The 18709-nt window shown below is 71.6% G+C and carries 13 protein-coding genes and 2 pseudogenes; 2 read left to right on the top strand and 13 right to left on the bottom strand.

Translation table 11 applies throughout. From position 1 onward, the window contains the following. The first annotated feature begins 32 nt into the window (after positions 1-32). On the top strand, positions 33-1049 hold the full coding sequence (locus tag KIK09_RS49385; protein WP_214326534.1) for a hypothetical protein: 1017 nt from the start codon (positions 33-35) through the stop codon (positions 1047-1049). Here the strand turns inward: KIK09_RS49385 and alc are convergent. The 8 genes from alc to KIK09_RS49425 form a co-directional block, all read right to left on the bottom strand. Next, positions 1036-1989 (bottom strand): allantoicase, encoded by a 954-nt coding sequence (alc, locus tag KIK09_RS49390; RefSeq protein ID WP_214326535.1) that lies wholly within the window; start codon positions 1987-1989, stop codon positions 1036-1038. The two genes, KIK09_RS49385 and alc, sit on opposite strands and share 14 nt — an antisense overlap. Then, a complete protein-coding gene (gene allB, locus KIK09_RS49395) occupies positions 1990-3312 on the bottom strand; it encodes an allantoinase AllB (RefSeq protein ID WP_214326536.1) in 1323 nt (440 codons plus the stop codon). A gap of 8 nt (positions 3313-3320) precedes the next feature. Next, positions 3321-4460: a glycerate kinase gene (locus tag KIK09_RS49400; protein ID WP_308164765.1), complete on the bottom strand. Its 1140-nt coding sequence runs from the start codon at positions 4458-4460 to the stop codon at positions 3321-3323. 80 nt (positions 4461-4540) lie between these two features. After that, positions 4541-6226 (bottom strand): glyoxylate carboligase, encoded by a 1686-nt coding sequence (gcl, locus tag KIK09_RS49405; RefSeq protein ID WP_214326683.1) that lies wholly within the window; start codon positions 6224-6226, stop codon positions 4541-4543. Positions 6227-6228: 2 nt separating this feature from the next. Then, positions 6229-7062, bottom strand: a complete 834-nt coding sequence (locus KIK09_RS49410) for an NAD(P)-dependent oxidoreductase (protein ID WP_214326537.1) — start codon at positions 7060-7062, stop codon at positions 6229-6231. Further along, on the bottom strand, positions 7059-7865 hold the full coding sequence (locus tag KIK09_RS49415; protein ID WP_214326538.1) for a hydroxypyruvate isomerase family protein: 807 nt from the start codon (positions 7863-7865) through the stop codon (positions 7059-7061). The genes KIK09_RS49410 and KIK09_RS49415 overlap by 4 nt, the downstream gene beginning before the upstream one ends. Next, entirely contained in the window at positions 7862-8224 is a 363-nt protein-coding gene (locus tag KIK09_RS49420) for an allophanate hydrolase-related protein (protein ID WP_214326539.1), read from the bottom strand. The genes KIK09_RS49415 and KIK09_RS49420 overlap by 4 nt, the downstream gene beginning before the upstream one ends. Before the next feature lie 97 nt (positions 8225-8321). Continuing rightward, positions 8322-9623: a nucleobase:cation symporter-2 family protein gene (locus KIK09_RS49425; protein ID WP_214326540.1), complete on the bottom strand. Its 1302-nt coding sequence runs from the start codon at positions 9621-9623 to the stop codon at positions 8322-8324. Between the two features lie 127 nt (positions 9624-9750). Between KIK09_RS49425 and KIK09_RS49430 the strand changes: the two genes are divergently transcribed. Next, on the top strand, positions 9751-10896 hold the full coding sequence (locus tag KIK09_RS49430) for a winged helix DNA-binding domain-containing protein (RefSeq protein WP_214326541.1): 1146 nt from the start codon (positions 9751-9753) through the stop codon (positions 10894-10896). Between the two features lie 396 nt (positions 10897-11292). Here the strand turns inward: KIK09_RS49430 and KIK09_RS60985 are convergent. From KIK09_RS60985 to KIK09_RS49450, 5 genes and pseudogenes are all read right to left on the bottom strand, one after another. Then, positions 11293-12018: pseudogene (locus KIK09_RS60985) on the bottom strand (XdhC family protein); the annotation flags it as partial. Between the two features lie 594 nt (positions 12019-12612). Further along, positions 12613-12828, bottom strand: a pseudogene (locus KIK09_RS60990) (XdhC family protein); the annotation flags it as partial. Positions 12829-13513: 685 nt separating this feature from the next. After that, positions 13514-14905: an NCS2 family permease gene (locus tag KIK09_RS49440; protein WP_214326543.1), complete on the bottom strand. Its 1392-nt coding sequence runs from the start codon at positions 14903-14905 to the stop codon at positions 13514-13516. Positions 14906-15033: 128 nt separating this feature from the next. Further along, positions 15034-17343: a xanthine dehydrogenase family protein molybdopterin-binding subunit gene (locus tag KIK09_RS49445; protein WP_214326544.1), complete on the bottom strand. Its 2310-nt coding sequence runs from the start codon at positions 17341-17343 to the stop codon at positions 15034-15036. After that, positions 17340-18707, bottom strand: coding sequence for an 8-oxoguanine deaminase (locus KIK09_RS49450; RefSeq protein ID WP_214326684.1), 1368 nt, complete (start codon positions 18705-18707; stop codon positions 17340-17342). The genes KIK09_RS49445 and KIK09_RS49450 overlap by 4 nt, the downstream gene beginning before the upstream one ends. Positions 18708-18709 lie beyond the last annotated feature (2 nt).

Consider the following 18709-nt stretch of genomic DNA (forward strand, 5'->3'; position numbering starts at 1 on the left):
AACCTGGCGGCGCCCGCGACGGTATGAGACGTGTGATCCGTCGATTCGGCCTGCTGCTGGCCCTGCTCGTCCTGTCGTGTTCGCCCACGCGGGCGCCCGCGCCACCGCCGCCCACGCCCGCGAGATCCGCGCCGCTGGCGCCGCTGACGGGGGTGGCTCCGCCGGGGCCGACGGGGGTGCGGCTGCTCGCGACGGGTGGCGAACCATTCGTGTACGACGTCGACAGCCGCGCCAGCACCCCGGTATCGGGGCTGCCCAGCGGGGATTCCTGGGGGTTCGGCGCCGGTGCGCGGGCCGTCATCGGGGTGGGGACGCGCGGGCTCTACGCGCTCGCGCCGGGCGCCAGTCGCGCCCGGTTCCTGACGGCGGCCGACTTCGCGCTGGCGAGCGCCGACGGTGGCGGCGTCTGGGTGCAGTCCGGCAAGCGCTGCAGGGAGCTGCGCTTCGGCGGCGGGTCCAGGACGGCGGCCTGCGCGGGCGGCGTCGACGCCGACACGCAGCTGGGGCTGCTGATCCGGCCCGAGAGCGGCGACATGCGGCTGGCGGACCCCGCGACCGGCAGGGTCCTGCTGCGGGCGCAGCAGATCCTCGCCGTGGCCCGCGGGCAGGCGCTGGTCTCCGACGGCGGGCGCTTGACCCTGGTAGACGTGCCGAGCGGGCGCAAGCGCGCGCTCGACTCCCCGCGCACCGAGGGGTCCGCGTCCCATGGCCTGCCCAGCCCCGACGGGCGGTGGATCGCGGTGCCCTTCGGCGACCCGGCCTGGCCGGGGCCGCGGCAGTACCTGGACGTGTGGGTGCTCGAGATCTCCTCGGGCCGGTGGAGCAGGCTGCCGGGGATGCCGGTGCCCGCCGCGCTGAAGGCGCTGACGGTGTCGTGGCTGCCCGATGGGCGGCTCGCGCTGGCCGGCGCCTTCCCCGCGACGGCCGCGGTGCGTCCGGACGACGGCGACTACGCGGGCATGCTGGCGCTGTGGCGGCCGGGCGAGCCGCGCCTGGCGGTCACCCGGCTGCCGTTCGTGCCGAGGCCGGCGCCCGTCATCCTTCCGTGAGCGTGCCGAGCAGGCGGATCCTGGCCAGGCCGCCGTCGGGGTAGATGTCCACGCGCACGCTCGTCACCGGCTCCCGCGACTCCAGGCGGAAGCGGTGCGGGGTGTCGGGCTGCAGCCGGGTCCTGGGCAGCAGCTCGAACTCCCTGTCGCCGTCGAGCCCGGTCAGCTTGACCTCGCCCGGCGCGTTGAACAGCAGGTTCGTGGTGTCGATCTCGGCCAGCCTGACCACGCCCCTGGCGGCCAGCCGGACGACCAGCCACTCGTTGCCCTCCTGGCGCCGCCGCGCGGTCTCCCAGCCCTCCGCCTGATGGCGGGCCAGGCCGGGCGCGATGGCGTTGTTCGGGGCGGAGTAGAACTCGTTGGAGCAGGCCGTCACCAGCGCGCCGTTGGCCAGCGCGGCCAGGTCGAGCCCGAGCCCCTCATAGACGGACAGGTCAGCGCGGACCTCGCCGTGCACGCGCAGCCTGGCGATCCCCCCGTCGGGGAACATGTTCAGCCTGACGTGGGTGTACCTGCGCTCGTCCGACACCTCGAAGCCGTGCTCGGCGTCGCCCTTCAGCTCGCTGCGCGGCACGATCTCCACCCAGTCGGCGGCCCGCAGCTCCTCGACGGACGGGTGCCCGGGCAGCTCGGTCGCCTCGACGGAGGCGTGGGGCGGGTAGTTGCCCTTGAACCAGGCGGTGTCGATCACCACGCCGCGGATCACGCCGGGCAGGCCGAGCCGGACGATCGCCCAGTCGTGGCCGGGCTCGCCGCGCCGCCTGCGGGTCTCCCAGCCGTCGTAGACCTGTCCCTTGTTGCCGAACGTCTCCGCCTGGAACTGGGGCCGCCCCGGTCTGACGAGCGCCTCCTTCTCCGCGAACGACTCGTCGCTCGCGGCCAGAACCGCTCCGCCGTAGGAGCGCAGAGCCAGGTCGGGCAGGGCGGTGAAGCTGGGCATTCAGTGCTCTCCAAACATGAGATTTCCGTACGGCGCGCCGCTCGGGACCGCCGCACCGCCGGTAGCGGCGGCGACGACCCGGCCGCGGAGCCAGGTGGTGCGGACGGCGCCCGTGAGGGTGAGGCCGTCATAGGGCGTGACGGGGTTCTTGTGCTCGAGGCGCCGCGCGTCGACCGGGGTCCGCCCGTCGGGGTCGAAGGCGACCAGGTCGGCGTCGTTGCCGGCGGCGATGCCGCCCTTGCCGGGGATCCCGGCCAGCGCCGCCGGGTTGGCGGACATCCAGCGGGCCACGTCGGACAGGGCGTGACCGCGGCGGGACGCCTCGGTCCAGACCGCGGGCAGGCCGAGCTGCAGGGAGGCGATCCCGCCCCAGGCCGCGGCGAAGTCGGGCACCTTCAGGTCGGCCGTCGAGGGCGAGTGGTCGGAGACCACGCAGCTCAGCACCCCCCTGGCCAGGCCGTCCCAGAGCAGGTCGCGGTTGGCCGCGGACCGGATCGGCGGGCAGCACTTGTAGGCGGTCCTGCCCTCGGGCACCTGCTCGGCGGCCAGCGTCAGGTAGTGCGGGCACGTCTCCGCGGTGATGCGCACGCCGTCGGCCTGGGCGGCTTCCAGCACGTCGAGGCAGTCGGCGCTGGAGACGTGCAGGATGTGCACGCGGGCGCCGGTCTGCCTGGCCAGGGCGACGACGCGCTCGACGGCGGAACGTTCCGACGCGCCGGGGCGGGAGTCGAGGAAGGCGGCGTAGGAGGGGCCGGCGGGTTCGGCCAGCAGGTCGGGATCCTCGGCGTGGACGACCATGAGCCCGCCGAATCCCGCGATCTCCGTCAGCGCCTGCCGTACCTCGTCGTGGGAGAGCTGGGGGAACTCCTCCACGCCTGAGGGCGACAGGAAGCACTTGAAGCCGTAGACGCCGCGGTCGTGCAGGGGGCGCAGGTCCTTGAGGTTGCCGGGGATCGCGCCGCCCCAGAAGCCGACGTCCACGTGGCACTGGCCCTCGGCGGCGCGCACCTTGGCCTCCAGGGCGGCCACGTCGACGGTGGGCGGGAGCGAGTTGAGCGGCATGTCCACGATCGTGGTGACGCCGCCCGCCGCGGCCGCCCGGGTGGCGCTGGCGAAGCCCTCCCAGTGGGTGCGTCCGGGCTCGTTGACGTGCACGTGCGTGTCGACCAGCCCCGGCAGCAGCGCGACCTCTCCCAGGTCCACGTCCGCGGGAGTGTCGTGGCCGAGGACGGCCGCGATCTTCCCATCCCGTACGGCTACCGCCGCGGCGCGCTCCCCTTCCGGGGTGACGGTCCGGCGTGAGCGGATGACCAGGTCGTACATCGGACTCCTCACAGGCGGTCGGCGGCGATACGCGCGGCCAGGCGTTCCAGGAGCGGGCCCGCCTCGGCCATGCAACGCTCGGGGTCGGGTTCGAGGTCGGTGAGGGCGTAGGCCGCCTCGATCCCGGCGGCGCGCAGGTCGTCGTCGGACAGGGTGCGGCGCCCGCAGACGGCCACGACGGGCACGCCGTGCGCGGCGGCGGCCTGGGCCACGCCGACGGGGGCCTTGCCGCGCAGCGACTGCTCGTCCAGCGAACCCTCGCCGGTGATCACCAGCCGGGCGCCCTTGACGTGCTCGCCGAAGCCGAGCAGGTCGAGCAGGTACTCGATGCCGGGGCGGATCTCGGCGCGCAGGAAGGCCAGCGCGGCGAAGCCCACTCCCCCTGCCGCGCCGGCGCCGGGCGCGCCCGCCACGCCCATCGGGCGGACGACGTCGTCGTGCTCGACGGCGCCGACCAGCCCGTGGGTGCGGGTGGCGACGGCGGCCAGGCGCGACAGCGCGGACTCCAGGAGCTTGACGTCGTCGGCGGTGGCGCCCTTCTGCGGGCCGTAGACGGCGGCGGCGCCGTGCGGGCCGAGGAGCGGGTTGTCCACGTCGCTCGCCACGACCACGTCGACACCGGAAAGGTCGATGAACGCGGAGATGTCGATGCGCTCCAGGCGGGACAGTTCGCCGCCGCCGTGGCCGAGCTCCTGGCCGGAGGCGTCGAGCAGGCGGGCGCCGAGCGCCTGGGCCATGCCCGCTCCCCCGTCGGTGCTCGCGCTGCCGCCCAGGCCGAGCACGATCCGCTTGGCGCCGTGGGTGACGGCGTGCCTGACGAGCTCGCCGGTGCCGTAACTGGTGGCGGTCAGCGGCTCGTGGCCGCCGGGAAGCCGCCGCAGGCCTGACGCCTCTGACAGCTCGACCACGGCGGTGTCGTCACGCCTGCCGTACGAGGCCTGGACGGGCTCGCCGGTGGGGCCGGCGACCTCGAGCGTGACGCGGTCGAAGCCGCAGGCCACGACCGCGTCCACGGTGCCGTCGCCGCCGTCGGCCACGGGAAGCTCGACGGTGGGGACGCCCAGGCCCGCCGACACTCTGGCGGCCACCTCGGCCGCCGTCAGCGACCCCTTGAACTTGTCCGGGGCGACAAGCACGTGCTCAACCACGACGAACTCCTGCAGATGATGAACAATAGGCTGACGCGCCTTCCTGCCCGGTGCGAGCGGGCAGGAAGGCGTGCCCATCATCACACGGGTTCGAACTCGCGAACCGCGTCGATGGCGGGGCCGTGCGGGGTGTTGGCCTCCCGCTCGATCATGATCTCGACCAGCACCGGGCGGCAGGTGGCCTGCGCCTCCTTGGTCGCCCACTCCAGCGCCGGGCGGATCTCGTTCGGGTCGAACACCCGGCGTCCCGCGCAGCCGTACGCCTCCATGATCTTGACGTTGTCGGTGCCGAACTCGTCGTAGTGGATGTCGACCTGGTAGTTCATGTCGAACCCGATCGAGGCCTGCCTGATCAGCCCGAGGTACTCGTTGTTCAGCATGATCAGCACGAACGGCACGTCGTACTGCGCGGCCACGGCCAGCTCCTCGACCAGGTACTGGAAGCCGTAGTCGCCGACCACGCCGACGACCTGCGCGTCGGGGGCCGCCTTCTTCACGCCGATCGCCGCGGGGATCTCCCAGCCGAGCGGCCCCGCCTGCCCGCACACCTGGTAGCGGCGCGGCTTGCCGGCCTTCTGGTGCTGGCCGCCCCAGATCTGGTAGAGGCCGATGGCGGTGACGAAGTAGGTCTCCTCATCGAAGAACTCGTTGATCTCCTTGTAGACGCGCGGCGCCTTGACGGGCACGTCGTCGAAGTCCTCACGCCTGACGAGCGTCCGCTTGAGCTCCTGCACGCGCTCGACCCACGCTCCAGGAGTACGGCCGGCGCCGCGGGTGCGAGCCGCGGCGATCAGCGCCTGGAGGAAGAGCCTGGTGTCGGAGACGATGCCCAGGTCGGGTTCGAAGACCTTGCCCAGCTGGGTGGGCTCGATGTCGACGTGGATGAACGTGCGCTCGCCCCGGTAGACGTCGAGCTTGCCGGTGTGCCGGTCGCCGAAGCGGGCGCCGAGCGCGAGCACCAGGTCCGACTCCAGGAAGGAGGCGTTGCCGTACCGCTGCGAGGTCTGGATGCCCGTCATCCCCGCGAAGAGCGCGTGCTCCTCGTCGAACGAGCCCTTGCCCATCAGCGTCACCTGGACCGGGATCTGGAGCAGCTCGGCCAGCTCGGCGAGCTCCTCGTGCGCCTCGGCGATGATGACGCCGCCGCCCGACAGCAGCAGCGGCCGCTCCGCGGCCAGCAGCAGGTCCAGCGCCCGCTCCACCCTGGGCAGGTGTGGCTCCACGGTCTGCACGGGCAGGGGCGCGTCGATCTCCGGGTCGTACTCGATGAGCTGCTGGGCGACGTCGATCGGGATGTCGATCAGGACCGGCCCCGGGCGGCCCGATCGCGCGACCCTGAAGGCCTCGCGGAAGATCCACGGCGCCTGGCCCGCCTCCTTGATCTGCACGGCCCACTTGGTGACGGGCTCGGCGATCGCCACGATGTCGACCGCCTGGAACGCCTCCTGGTGCAGCTTGGTGGAGGCGGCCTGCCCGGTGATGCAGATCATCGGGATCGAGTCCGCCAGCGCGGTGTACAGGCCGGTGATCATGTTGGTGCCGGCGGGTCCCGAGGTGCCGATGGCGACCCCGACCCGGCCGTTGGTGCGGGCCCAGCCGTCGGCCATGTGGGTGGCGCCCTCTTCGTGCCGGACGATCAGGTGCTCGATGCCGCCCAGCTCTTCCATCGCCTTGTACAGGGGCAGGATGGCGGCTCCCGGGCAGCCGAAGGCGACGTCGACGCCTTCGTCCTTGAGCACGTGGACGACGGCGTTCATCGCGGGCATCTTCATTGCTTCGACAGCCTTTCGGTCACGAGGAGCAGGGCCGAGTGGTCGAGTGAGCCGTGGCCGAGGGCCCGGGCGGAGGCGATGAGCTGGGCGGTCAGCGCGCCCAGGGGGATGGCCACCTCCGCGCCGCGGGCGGCGTCCAGGATGATGCCCATGTCCTTGTGGTGCAGGTCGATGCGGAAGCCGGGCTGGAAGTTCCTGGCGAGCATGGACTCGCGCTTGAGCTCCAGGATCCGGCTGCCCGCCAGGCCGCCCGCCAGCACGTCCAGTCCCTTGGCGGCGTCCACCCCGGCGGCCTCCATCAGCACGATGGCCTCGGCGATCAGGGCGTAGGTGCCGCCGACGACGAGCTGGTTGGCCGCTTTGACGTACTGGCCCGCGCCGGGGCCGCCGACCCGCTCGTAGGTCCTGCCGACCGCCTCGAAGATCGGCCTGGCCGCTTCGAAGTCCTCCTGCGAGCCGCCGACCATGATGGACAGGACCGCGTCGACGGCGCCCTTCTCGCCTCCGGAGACCGGGGCGTCGAGCGTCCTGGGCCACTTGGCCGCCAGCTTCTGCGAGGTCTGGGGGGTGATGGTGGAGAAGTCGATGTAGAGCGCGCCCTCCGGGGCGTTGGCCGAGATTTCGGGAAACACGGCCTCGACCTGCGGGTCCGCGGGCAGCATCGTGATGACGACCTCGGCGTCCTTGACCGCCTCTGCCACGCTGCCGGCCCACGTCCCGCCGAAGCCGACCTCCTTCAAGTCGTACCCGATGACGTCGTGACCGGCCTTGATCAGGTGCCTGGCCATGGGCCTGCCCATGATGCCGAGTCCGATGAAACCAATCCTCACGCGGTGAACTCCTGTCTGATGGTCGTGGCCCGCACGTGACTGCGCTGGTGCGACCACTCCGCGATCCAGTCGAAGCTTCGGTCGGGGTCCTTGTACTCGAGCCCCACCCAGCCGTCGTAACCCTCGAGCAGTTGCCTGAGCGGCAGCTCGCCCGTGCCGGGGCGGCCGCGGCCGGGGTTGTCGGCGATCTGGACGTGCCCGGTGAGCGGGTGGCGCAGCGCCGCCTCCAGGTCCTCGCCCATCCGGCCCAGGTGGTAGAGATCGGCGAGGAAACGCACGTTGGGCTCCCCCACGGCCTCGATCACGTCGATCGCGGCCTTGACGGAGACGAGCGGGTAGGACGGCGACTCGTAGCTGTTGAGTGCCTCGACCAGCACCACCGCGTCGATCGCGGCGGCCTTGCGCGCCGCGAGCCGCAGGTTCTCCAGCGCCAGCTCGTCCTGCTGGGCGTCGAGCCCGTCCACCCGGTTGCCGTAGAGGGCGTTGAGCGCCCGGCAGCCGAGCCGCCCGGCGATACCGACCGCGACGTCGAGGTTGTCGCGCAGCCGCGCGCCGTCTGCGGGTCGCGAGAACAGCCCGCGACCTCCCTCGGGGATGTCGTCGACGAAGTTCAGCCCGACCAGGTGGACGCCCGCGTCCTCGATCGCGGCGACGAACGCCTCGACCTCCTTGTCGTCCGGTACGGCGCGCTCGAACGGCCACCAGAACTCCACGCCTTCGAACCCGGCGGCGGCCGCCGCGGCGGGCCGTTCGAGCACGGGCAGGTCGGTGAAGAGGATCGAGCAGTTGACGTCGAACCTCATGGAACCCACTTTCCTTGGTCGGTGATGTCGATCAGCGGCACGTGCGAGGTGAGCGGCCTGCGCAGCAGCATCGCGAACGACGAGCGGCCGTCGGCCAGCTCGATCACGCCCAGCTCCAGCTCGGGCGGCTCGGCCGGCAGCAGCCGGTCACGCAGCACGTCCAGGTCGACGTCGTACAGTTCGCCCGCGATGGCCGCGCCGCCGTGCGCGACGGGGGCCAGTGCGGGGCACCTGCCGTCCACGGAGTAGAAGCGGTACTTCGGCGCGGTGCTGGTCTCGGAGACCAGCGGCGCGCCGCCGAGCAGGTGGTGCAACGGCCCGCCGCGCATCGCGCCGCCGTTGAGGAACATCAAAGCCATTCCGGGCTCCCTCCCAGGTCCGGGGCTTCAGTACACACAGCGGGCCGGCGTCCGGACTAGCCGCAAGAGATCCGAACCTGCGCGTGACAGGCGCGGATCATCTTGTGGGTTGGTCCAAGCGGGCGTGGTTGAAGACGAGGTTCAGCACGATCACCAGCAGGCTGCCCGTGCTGATCCCGCTGTTGAGGATGATCTTGGCCCAGTCGGGGAACTGCTCGTAGAACGTCGGCGCCCCGATCGGGATCGCGGCTACTCCGATCGCCACGGCCACGATGACGAGGTTGTGGCTCTGGGCGAAGTCGGCCTTGGACAGCGTGCGGATTCCGGAGGCGGCGACCGTACCGAACATCGCGATGCCCGCGCCGCCCAGGACGGGCTGCGGGATGGCGGCGATCACCGCGCCCAGCACGGGGATCAGGCCGAGCACGACGAGGATGCCACCGGCGGTGGCGACCACCCAGCGGCTCTTCACCTTGGTGAGCCCGACCAGGCCGACGTTCTGCGCGAACGCCGTGTAGGGGAAGGTGTTGAACACGCCGCCGAGCGCGGTGGACAAGCCGTCGGCGCGCAGCCCGTCGGCGAGGCGGCGCGGCGTGAGCTCCGAGTCGGTCATCTCCGCCACGGCCACGAAGTCGCCGGTCGTCTCGGTCATCGAGACGAGCATGACGATGACCATCGAGATGATCGCGGTGGCCTGGAAGGTGGGCAGCCCGAACGCGAACGGGGTGCTGATGCCGAACAGGGCGGCATCGCCCACATGGGAGAAGTCGGTGAAGCCCAGCGGGATCGCCGCCGCCGTGCCGGCCGCGATGCCGGCGAGCACGGCCACCCGGCTGAGGAAGCCCGTGGAGAAGCGGTAGATCGCCAGGATGAGCAGGAGCACGGCCGCGGCCATCGCGATGTTCTTGGGCGAGCCGAATCCGGGGCTGCCGACGCCGCCCGCGGCCCATCGGGCGGCCACCGGCAGCAGCGAGATGCCGATGATCGTGATGATGGTGCCGGTGACCAGCGGCGGGAAGAACCGGACGACCTTCGCGAAGTACGGCGCGATGGCCACGACGAGCAGCCCGGAGACGATGACCGCGCCGTAGACGGCGGGCAGCCCGCCCTGGGCGGTTCCGATCATGACCATCGGCGTGACGGCGGCGAACGTACAGCCCTGCATGATCGGCAGCCTGATGCCGAAGCGCCACACGCCGACGCACTGGATGAGCGTGGCGATGCCGCTGACGAGCAGGTCGGCGTTGATGAGGTAGGCCAGCTGGTCGGGGGGCAGTTTCAGCGCGCCGCCCACGATGAGCGGGACGGCCACCGCGCCCGCGTACATGGCCAGGACGTGCTGCAGGCCAAGCGTGCCGAGCTGGGCGATGGGGAGACGGGCGTCCACCTCGCTGTTCACGGGCGACTCCTGATGTGCTGGGGGTTCGTTGCACTCAGTGAAACAGCGGGGATCCGGAAGGCCTATCGGATGCAACTATCAATCGTCGTAGCGGAATCGGGGTGAGGAGTGTGCGATCCTCCAAGGCATGCGGATTTCTGTGGAGCAGCGGCGGGCCAGGCTGGGCGTCCGGCAGGGGTTGGCGCGGCGGCTCGACGATCCGCGGGCGGCGGCCGAGTCGGTCGTCGCGCTGCACGCGACCGACCCGGCGACCGTGTACCTGTCTGCGGGCGCCCGGCTCACCGCGCCCGGCATCTCGGCGGTCGAGCGCGCCCTGTACGACGAGCGGACGCTGGTGCGGATGACCGGCATGCGGCGCACGCTGTTCGTGGTGCCGTCCGATCTGGTGGGCGTCGTGCAGTGGTCCTCGGCCGCGGCGATCGCCGCCAAGGAACGCAAGACGCTGTCCAGGGCGCTGCTGGAGTCCGGGTTCGACGCGGCCTGGGTGTCGGGGGTCGAGGCCGCGGTGGTCGAGGCCCTGCGCGAGGCGGGCGAGGCGTCGGGCGCCCAGCTCGGTGGCCTCGTCGGCGGCCTGCGCGAGCAGATCGTCTACGGCCGCGGCAAGTCCTACGAGACGACGCAGAGCGTCGGCATGCGCCTGCTCTACCTGATGGCAATGGAGGGCACCCTGGTACGGCAGGGCCGCCCCACCGGCACCTGGATCAGCGGTGCCCACGGCTGGGCCCTGACAGGCGACATCCCGGTGGTCGACGTCCGCCAGGCGCAGGCGGAGCTGGTGCGCCGCTGGCTGGCGGCCTTCGGGCCCGGCACCGAGGCGGACATCAAGTGGTGGACCGGCTGGACCCTCGGCGACGTCCGCAAGGCCCTGGCCTCGGTGGGCGCCGTCCCGGTCACCTTGGACGAGGGCACCGGCTACGTCCTGGCCGACGACCTCGAGGTCGGGGAACCTGAGCCGTGGGCGGCTTTCCTGCCCGCCCTCGACCCCACCCCGATGGGCTGGCAGGCACGCGACTGGTACCTCCCTGCGGAACACCGCGCCGACCTCTTCGACCGCACGGGCAACGTCGGTCCCACGGTGTGGTGGAACGGCGGGGTCGTGGGCGGCTGGGCCACCCGCGAGTCGGGCGAGATCGCCTGGGAGCTCCTGGAGGACGTGGGCTCGGACGCCCGCACGGCCATCGAGGCAGAAGCGGCCCGTCTGTCGGCGTGGCTCGGCGCCACCAAGATCACGCCTCGCTTCCGCACGCCCCTTGAACGCAAGCTCTCCACCTGAGGGGCCAGACCTCTGGGCGAACGCTGGATCAGGTTGCTGGTGTCGAGCATGAAGGCCAGCGGTTCCGGCAGCTTGCCGTACGGCACAGTGTGGACGTCCCCGTAGCGGTCGTCCTCGAGAGCCGAGAACACGGCCACCTCCCTGCGCCGGCGATGTAACCAAGCGGGCAATCGCTACGGCTTTCGCCGCGGTGTATCAGGGCTACGTCGCGTGGGCGTGGTGGGCAGGGCGACGAGTTCGGGCGTCGGCGGCCGAGGATGATCGCGGTGGCGGTCAGGGCGATCGCTGCGTGGGCGGGCATGCGGTCGATCAGCCGGCCACCGCCAGCCCCGCGGCGGCCGGCCTCGCTGTACAGCCCGTCGCCCTCTGCGACAGGTCGAGGCGGTCGGTGATGGGTCAGGCGGCGTGGTGGATGGGGCCTGTGGTGGTGGTCAGGGGTTGGGTGGTGCCGCCGCGTTGGAGGGCTATGAATTCGGCGGCGATCGAGAGGGCCGTTTCCTCGGGGGTGCGGGCGCCCAGGTCGAGGCCGATCGGTGAGCGGAGGCGGGCCAGTTCGCGGTCGGTGAGGCCGGCTTCGCGGAGGCGGTGGAGGCGGTCGTCATGGGTGCGGCGGGAACCCATCGCGCCCACGTAGGCGACGTCGAGCCGCAGCGCCACCTCCAGCACGGGTACGTCGAACTTGGGATCGTGGGTCAGCACGGCGATCACCGTGCGCGGGTCGACCTCGGTACGAGCGAGATACCTGTGCGGCCAGTCGACGACCACCTCGTGCGCGTCGGGAAAGCGCCGCCGCGTGGCGAACACCGGCCGCGCGTCGCACACCGTCACGTGGTATCCCAGAAACCGTCCGATCCCGGTCAACGCGGCGGCGAAGTCGATGGCCCCGAACACGATCATCCGCGGCGGCGGCACATGCGCCTCCACGAACACCTCCACCCGCACCCCTTCCCGGCAGATCTCCCGCACCCCCGCCCCCACCATGCCCCGCACCTCCCGCACCACCACCTCATCCCCCACCCCAGCCACCGCCGACGCACCCCCAACTCCCCCGGACACCTCCTGCACCGGTGCCTCGTTCCCAACCCCGGTCGAGGCCTCCCCAGAGACGCCAGGCGCGAGCGCGCCCCCAGAATCGCCAGACACCCCCCGCCTCACCGCCCCTGAACCAACAGGCACCGACGCGCCCTCAACTCCCCCAGACACCTCCCGCACCGGTGCCTCGTCCCGCGAACCAGCCGCCGCAGACGCGTCCCCAGCTCCGCCGGAGATCCCCGGCACCACCGCCGGGTTCCCAACCCCGGTCGGGACCTCCTCAGAGGCGTCGGGTGCGGTCCCGGAATCGCCGGGCGGTTCCAGCTCAGCTCTCGTTCCCTGCGTCAGCGGCTCGCCAGGCGGTCCGGTGAGCATGCCCAGTGGACGTCCTGATTCGGCGAAGACCTCGATCAGTGATTCGGGACGTGGGTCCCACAGCGTGCCGCGGGTGCGGTCCGGCCATACGGCCATCGTTCGGGGGGTGCCGTCCAGGGTGCGGACGAGGGTGGTCGGCTCGCCGGACAGCAGCGAGCGCAGGTGGTCGTCGAGCGTCGCCAGTTCCTCCGCCGCCGGGCTGCCCGCCCTGGCAGGGATGTACGGCCACACCAGCACCTCGATCGTGCCCCCGCACGTCAGACCCACGGCGTACGCCTCGTCGTCGCTGTAGCCGAAGACCTGCCTGGCGGGCTTCAGGTCCTCGATCGCCTGCAGGCACAGCTCGTACACAGCCCCCTCGACGCACCCGCCGGACACGCTCCCGACGACGGTGCCCTCCGCGGACACCGCCAGCGCCGCCCCGACGGGCCGCGGCGCGCTCCCGCCTGTCGCCACCACGCTGGCCACGGCGAACCGCCGCCCCTCGGCGATCCACTCCCGCAGCTCGCTCGCGATCTCCCGCACGGGTCTCTCCCTTCAGGTTCTTGTACGGCAAGCCACCCCACCGCCAGTCACCGCACTCCGGCCGATCCCCCTCCAGGGAGACGCCCCTCGGGCGCGCAAGCCGGGCAGCCGCTACGACGCCCAAACCCAGGCACCCACGACACCCCCGACCCGTGCGCCTCAACGCCCCAGATTCCCGGGATACCCCGGTCTCCAAGGCCCCAGGACCAGCCCGGACCCCAGCACCACGAACCCAGAACCCGGAGCACGCCCTGACCCGAGCACTCCGGACCGGGGCCTGGGGCATGCCCGGACCTGGCACGTCCGGACCCGGACACCCGGACCCGGACACCCGGACCCAAGGCCGGGGCACCCAAGAACGCCGGCACCGCGAACCCGCGGCCCAGGACGCGCCCGGGCTCGGGCCTAGGGACGGCCCCTGGCTCCTCTGGTCCCCCTGGGCCACGTGACCTTGCGCCGTGGCGGCGGGGCAGTGGTCCGCCGTGAGGGACACGCCGGAGGCGCGTCCCCGGCCCCGTGTGGCGGGCGGCGGGTTCCCACGGCCTGCCGTACAGGAGCCGGACAGGCCACGCATGCGCAGGACAGACACCGGACAAGCCGCACGAGAACCGGACAGACGCCAGACAAGCCGCACAACAGCCGAGCAGAATCCTGGGGCGAAGACAGGGGCCGGGGAGGCATCGGGTCAGGTGAAGAGGTGTTCGATGAAGTCGATGCCGAAGTAGGCCAGGAAGACGGCGCTGATGACCCACAGCAGCCAGTGGATCTCGCGCCACCTCCCGCGCGCCGCCTTGATGACGGTGAACGTGAGGACCCCAGCGCCGACTCCGTTGGTGATTGAATACGTGAACGGCATGAGGGCGATCGTGAGGAAGGCCGGGATCGCCAGGTCCAGGTCGTTCCAGTCGATCTTGCGGGCGGCCGTCATCATGAGCGCGCCGACCAGCACGAGCGCGGGCGCCGCAGCCTGTGAGGGCACGACGGCGGCCAGCGGCGTGAGGAACATGGCCCCGGCGAAGAGCCCGCCGGTGACGAGGCTGGCGAGGCCGGTGCGAGCGCCCTCCCCAACCCCGGCGGCCGACTCGACGACGACCGTGTTGGCCGACGCGCCGGTGGCGCCGCCGATGATGGCGCCCAGGCCATCGATCGTCAGGATCTTGCTCATCCCCTTGATCTGGCCGTTGGCGTCCGCGAGCCCGGCCTCCTCGCCGACGCCGATGATCGTGCCCATCGCGTCGAAGAACCCGGACAGCACCAGCGTGAACAGCACCACGGTGGCCGTGAGGATCCCTGCCGACCCGAACCCACCGAACAGGTCAACCTGACCAAGTAGTGAAAAATCAGGAACTGCGATGATCGTGGAGGGCATCGACGGGGTCACGACCCCCCACTTGAGACCCGGCACCACGGCGTTGATGACGATGGCCAGGACCGTGGCGAAGACGATGCTGACCAGGATCGCGCCCGGCACCCGCAGCGCGTAGAGGGCGATCATGACGAGCAGCCCCGCGCAGAACACCACGATCGGCCAGCCCGCCAGGTGCCCGCCCGTACCCAGGACGACGGGCGTGCCCTCGCCCCTGCCCACGAAGCCGGCGTCCACCAGGCCGATGAGCGCGATGAACATGCCGATCCCGACGCCGATGGCGTGCTTGAGCGGCGTGGGGATGGCGTCGATGACGAGCTGCCTGATGCCGGTCAGCGCGAACACCACGATGACCACGCCTTCGAGCACGACCAGCCCCATGGCCTGGTCCCACTTCATGTGCGGCGCGGCCTGGAAGGCGACGACGGGCGCCACCCCGAGTCCTGAGGCCAGGGCGAAGGGCGCGTTGCCCACCAGCCCCATGAGGATCGTGGTCAGCGCCGCCGACAGCGCGACGGCGGTGGTGAGCTGCGGAATGGTCAGCGTGGCGCCGGTGACGTCCTTGGCGCCGCTGAGGATGATCGGGATGAGCAGGACGATGTAGGCGACGGCGAAGAACGTGGTCAGGCCGCCGCGTACCTCCCTGCCCACGGTGGTCTCCCGCCCGGGCAGATCGAAGAACGTGCGCGGGCGGGTATCCAGTCGGGTCATGGTCGGGCCCTCCTAGCGGGCATAGTCGACCTGTGGCGCGGGCATACGGGCCCCGCCACGCGGTTCGGTGCGGTTGTGGAGTCTCTCCCGCAGAGCTGGGGGGGTGCGGGCTGCCCCTGTTGATCAACTCACCTGCCGGAGATGTGCTCCGGTCGAACCGGCACTCGGTTGAGTGCGAGCCCGGTGGCGTCGCGGATGGCGGCGACGATCGCAGGAGTGGAGGAGAGCGTGGGTGGCTCTCCGGCTCCGCGCAGCCCGTATGGGGCGAGCGGGTCGGCGTTCTCGAGAATTTCCAGCCGCATGGGCGGCATGTCGAGAATGGTGGGGATCAGGTAGTCGGTGAACGATGGATTGCGTACCTTCCCGTCGGTGACCACGATCTCCTCCATCACCGCGAGGCCGAGCCCCTGGGCGGTGGCCCCGTGGATCTGCCCCTCGAGCGAGAGACGGTTCAGGATCTTCCCGACGTCCTGTACGGCGGCCAGCTCGACCACCTTGACCAGGCCGAGCTCGACGTCGACGTCGACCACGGCCCTGTGCACGCAGAGCGCCAGCTGGGTGTGGGTGGAGCCCTGACCGGTCACCGGGTCCATGCCGGTGGTCCGGTGGTGGTGGAACTCGCGGGTCTCCTCGATGACCTCGGAGCCGAGCACGTCCTCGACGGTGGCCAGCACCCCGTCCCGCTGAGAGATGATTTTTCCCCCGACGAGCGACAAATCGTCGTAAGCGCCGAATCGGGCTACCGCAAGGGCGAAGAGACTCTCCCGTACGGCGGAGCAGGCCTCCTTGACCGCTCCCCCGGTCATGTACGACTGCCGCGAGGCGGAGCTGGACCCCGAGTCGCCCACCTGGTTGTCGGCCGGATGGATGACCACGTGCTCGATTCCCAGCTCGGTGCGAGCGATCTGGGCCTCGATGGTCACCAGCCCCTGGCCGACCTCGGCCGCGGCGGTGTGCACGAGCGCGGTGGCGACCCCGCCGATGACCTCCAGCCGGACACGGCAGGTGGAGTAGTCGTCGGCGCCCTCGGAGAAGCAGATGTTCTTGATGCCGACGCCGTAGCCGACGCCGCGCCGCACTCCCTCGCCGTGGGTGGTCTGGGAGGCGCCGCCGGGCAGATGGCGGATGTCGGAGATGTCCAACGGCGCAGGCATGGGCAGCGAGCGCGCCTGGCCGAGCATCTCGGCCATCGGCAGCGGCGCGTGGATCGCCTGGCCGGTCGCCAGGACCGAGCCCTGGGAGCAGGCGTTGACCTGGCGGACGGTCACCGGGTCGAGACCGCAGGCCGCAGCGACTCTGTCCATCATCGACTCGTGCGCGAAGCAGGCCTGCACGGCGCCGAAGCCGCGCATCGCCCCGCACGGCGGGTTGTTGGTGTAGACGCCGTAGGCGTCGACGCGGACGTTGGGGATCTCGTAGGGTCCGACGGCGAGCGAGGCGGCGTTTCCGACCACGTTGAGGGTGGCGCTGGTGTAGGCGCCGCCGTCGAGGATGATCTCCACCTCGGCGTAGAGGATCTTCCCGTCGCGGGAGGCCCCGTACTCGTAACGCATGAGCGCCGGGTGCCGGTGCACGTGCCCGAAGAACGACTCGTGCCGGTTGTAGACCATCTTGATCGGCTTGCCGGTGCGCAGCGCCAGCATCCCGGCGTGGATCTGCACCGACAGGTCCTCGCGCCCGCCGAACGCCCCGCCGACGCCGGACAGCGTCATCCTGATCTGATCATCAGACAAGCCGAGACACGGCCCGATCTGGCTGAGATCGTTGTGCATCCACTGGGTGGCGACGTAGAGGTCGAGCCCGCCATCCTCGGCGGGGATGGCCAGCCCGGACTCGGGCCCGAGGAAGGCCTGGTCCTGCATGCCGACCTCGAAGTCGCCGCTGACCACGACGTCGGCCAGCGGCTTGGCCGCCGCGACGTCCCCGACGATCACCGGCTGGTGGCGCGCGGGGTTGGTCCGCTCCTGGACCTGCGGATACGAGGGGTCGAGCGCGGCCCGCCGGGAGTCGGTGAGCGGCTCCAGGATCTCCCACTCGATCGCGATCTTCCCCAGCGCCCGCCGCGCGGTCTCGGGGTGGTCGGCCGCGACGATCGCGATGGGCTCGCCCTGGTGCCGTACCTCGCCGATGGCCAGCACGGGCTGGTCCCAGGTGTGGTCCTCGCCGTAGTGCTTGCGTCCCGGCACGTCCTCATGGGTCAGTACGGCGTGCACCCCCGGATAGGCGAGCGCGGGCGCGACGTCGATGGACACGATGCGCGCCCGGGGATGCGGGCTGCGCAGCGTCGCGCCCCACAGCATGCCGTCCACCCACAGGTCGGAGGCGTAGGCGAACTCGCCCCTGACCTTGAGCGTCCCGTCGGGCCTGAGCGTGCTCTCGCCCACTCCCCCGTTGCCGGGCGCGACGATCTCGTGCGGTGCGCGTAGCGGGGTCGTCACGTGTGTACCTCCTTGGCGGCGGCGAATCCCTGCTGCTCGGCCAGGCGCATCAGCCGGCGGTGCGCCTCGGCGCCCGCCCGCCCGGCGGCGTCCTGGGAGACGGTCTTGAGCTCGTCCTCCTCGACGACGGTCCGGCCGCCGACCAGGAGCCTGGCCAGCGGCGGCTGCCGGGTGGCGAACACCAGCGCGCATACCGGGTCGTCGACGGCCGCGGCGAAGGAGTCCGTCCGCCACAGCGCGATGTCGGCCAGCTTGCCCGCCTCGAGCGAGCCGAGCTCGCCGGAGCGGCCCAGGTTACGCGCGCCGCCCATGGTGGCCATCTCCAGCGCCTGGCGGGCGGTGAGCGCGGTCGGTCCGTGAGCGGCCCGCTGGAACAGCAGTGCCTGCCGCATCTCGCCCGACAGCGTGGTCAGCTCGGAGGAGGCGTTGCCGTCGACGCCGAGCCCGACGTTGGCGCCGCGCCTGAGCATCTCGGAGACCCGGGCGATGCCGGCGCCGAGGCGCCCGTTCGACGACGGGCAGTGCGCCGAACCGGTCCCCGTCTGGGCGAAGCGGTCGATGTCGGCGTCGCTGAGGTGCACCGTGTGCGCGAACCACACGTCGGGCCCCAGCCAGCCGAGCTTCTCCATGTAGTCGACGGGCCGCATGCCGAGTTGCTCCAGGCAGTGCTCCTCCTCGTCGAGGGTCTCGCACAGGTGGGTGTGCAGGCGCACGTTCTTCGCCCTGGCCAGCGCCGCGGCCTCGGTCATCAGCTCGGCGCTGACGGAGAACGGCGAGCAGGGCGCGACCGCGACGCGCAGCATGGAGGAGAACGACGGGTCGTGGTAGCGGTCGACGACCTCGGCGGTGGCGGCCAGGATCGTGTCCAGGTCCTCCACGACGGCGTCCGGCGGCAGGCCGCCCTGCGACTGCCCGCGGTCCATGGAGCCGCGCGCCGGGTGGAACCGGATGCCCAGCTCGCGGGCGGCCTCGATCTCGGCGGCGAACAGGTCGCCTCGCCCGCTGGGGAAGACGTAGTGGTGGTCGCTGGAGGTCGTGCAGCCCGACAGGGCCAGGTAGCCGAGCCCGGCGGTGGCCGCGCCCTGCACCACCTCGGCGTCCATTGCGCCCCACACCCGGTAGAGGGCCACCAGCCACTCGAACAGCGTGGCGTCCTGCGCCAGGCCCTGCGAGGCCCACTGGTAGAGGTGGTGGTGAGTGTTGATCAGTCCTGGGGTGGCCAGGCAGCCGCGGCCGTCGATCCTGTCCGGGTCCCGGCTTTCTGGAACCCCGGACCCGATCTCCGCGATCAGATCCCCTTCGATCCGGATATATCCGGACGCGATCTCGGGCCCGACCACCGGAGCGATGTAGACATTCTCGATGA

The sequence above is a fragment of the Nonomuraea sediminis genome (genome assembly GCF_018531495.1).
Taxonomy (GTDB): domain Bacteria; phylum Actinomycetota; class Actinomycetes; order Streptosporangiales; family Streptosporangiaceae; genus Nonomuraea; species Nonomuraea sediminis.

What these genes read in the sequence shown, in the direction of transcription:
- KIK09_RS49440 (WP_214326543.1), bottom strand. Translation starts at nt 14,905, where the DNA reads ATGACCCGACTGGATACCCGCCCGCGCACGTTCTTCGATCTGCCCGGG.
- KIK09_RS49415 (WP_214326538.1), bottom strand. Translation starts at nt 7,865, where the DNA reads ATGAGGTTCGACGTCAACTGCTCGATCCTCTTCACCGACCTGCCCGTG.
- allB (WP_214326536.1), bottom strand. Translation starts at nt 3,312, where the DNA reads ATGTACGACCTGGTCATCCGCTCACGCCGGACCGTCACCCCGGAAGGG.
- KIK09_RS49430 (WP_214326541.1), top strand. Translation starts at nt 9,751, where the DNA reads ATGCGGATTTCTGTGGAGCAGCGGCGGGCCAGGCTGGGCGTCCGGCAG.
- alc (WP_214326535.1), bottom strand. Translation starts at nt 1,989, where the DNA reads ATGCCCAGCTTCACCGCCCTGCCCGACCTGGCTCTGCGCTCCTACGGC.
- gcl (WP_214326683.1), bottom strand. Translation starts at nt 6,226, where the DNA reads ATGCCCGCGATGAACGCCGTCGTCCACGTGCTCAAGGACGAAGGCGTC.
- KIK09_RS49420 (WP_214326539.1), bottom strand. Translation starts at nt 8,224, where the DNA reads ATGGCTTTGATGTTCCTCAACGGCGGCGCGATGCGCGGCGGGCCGTTG.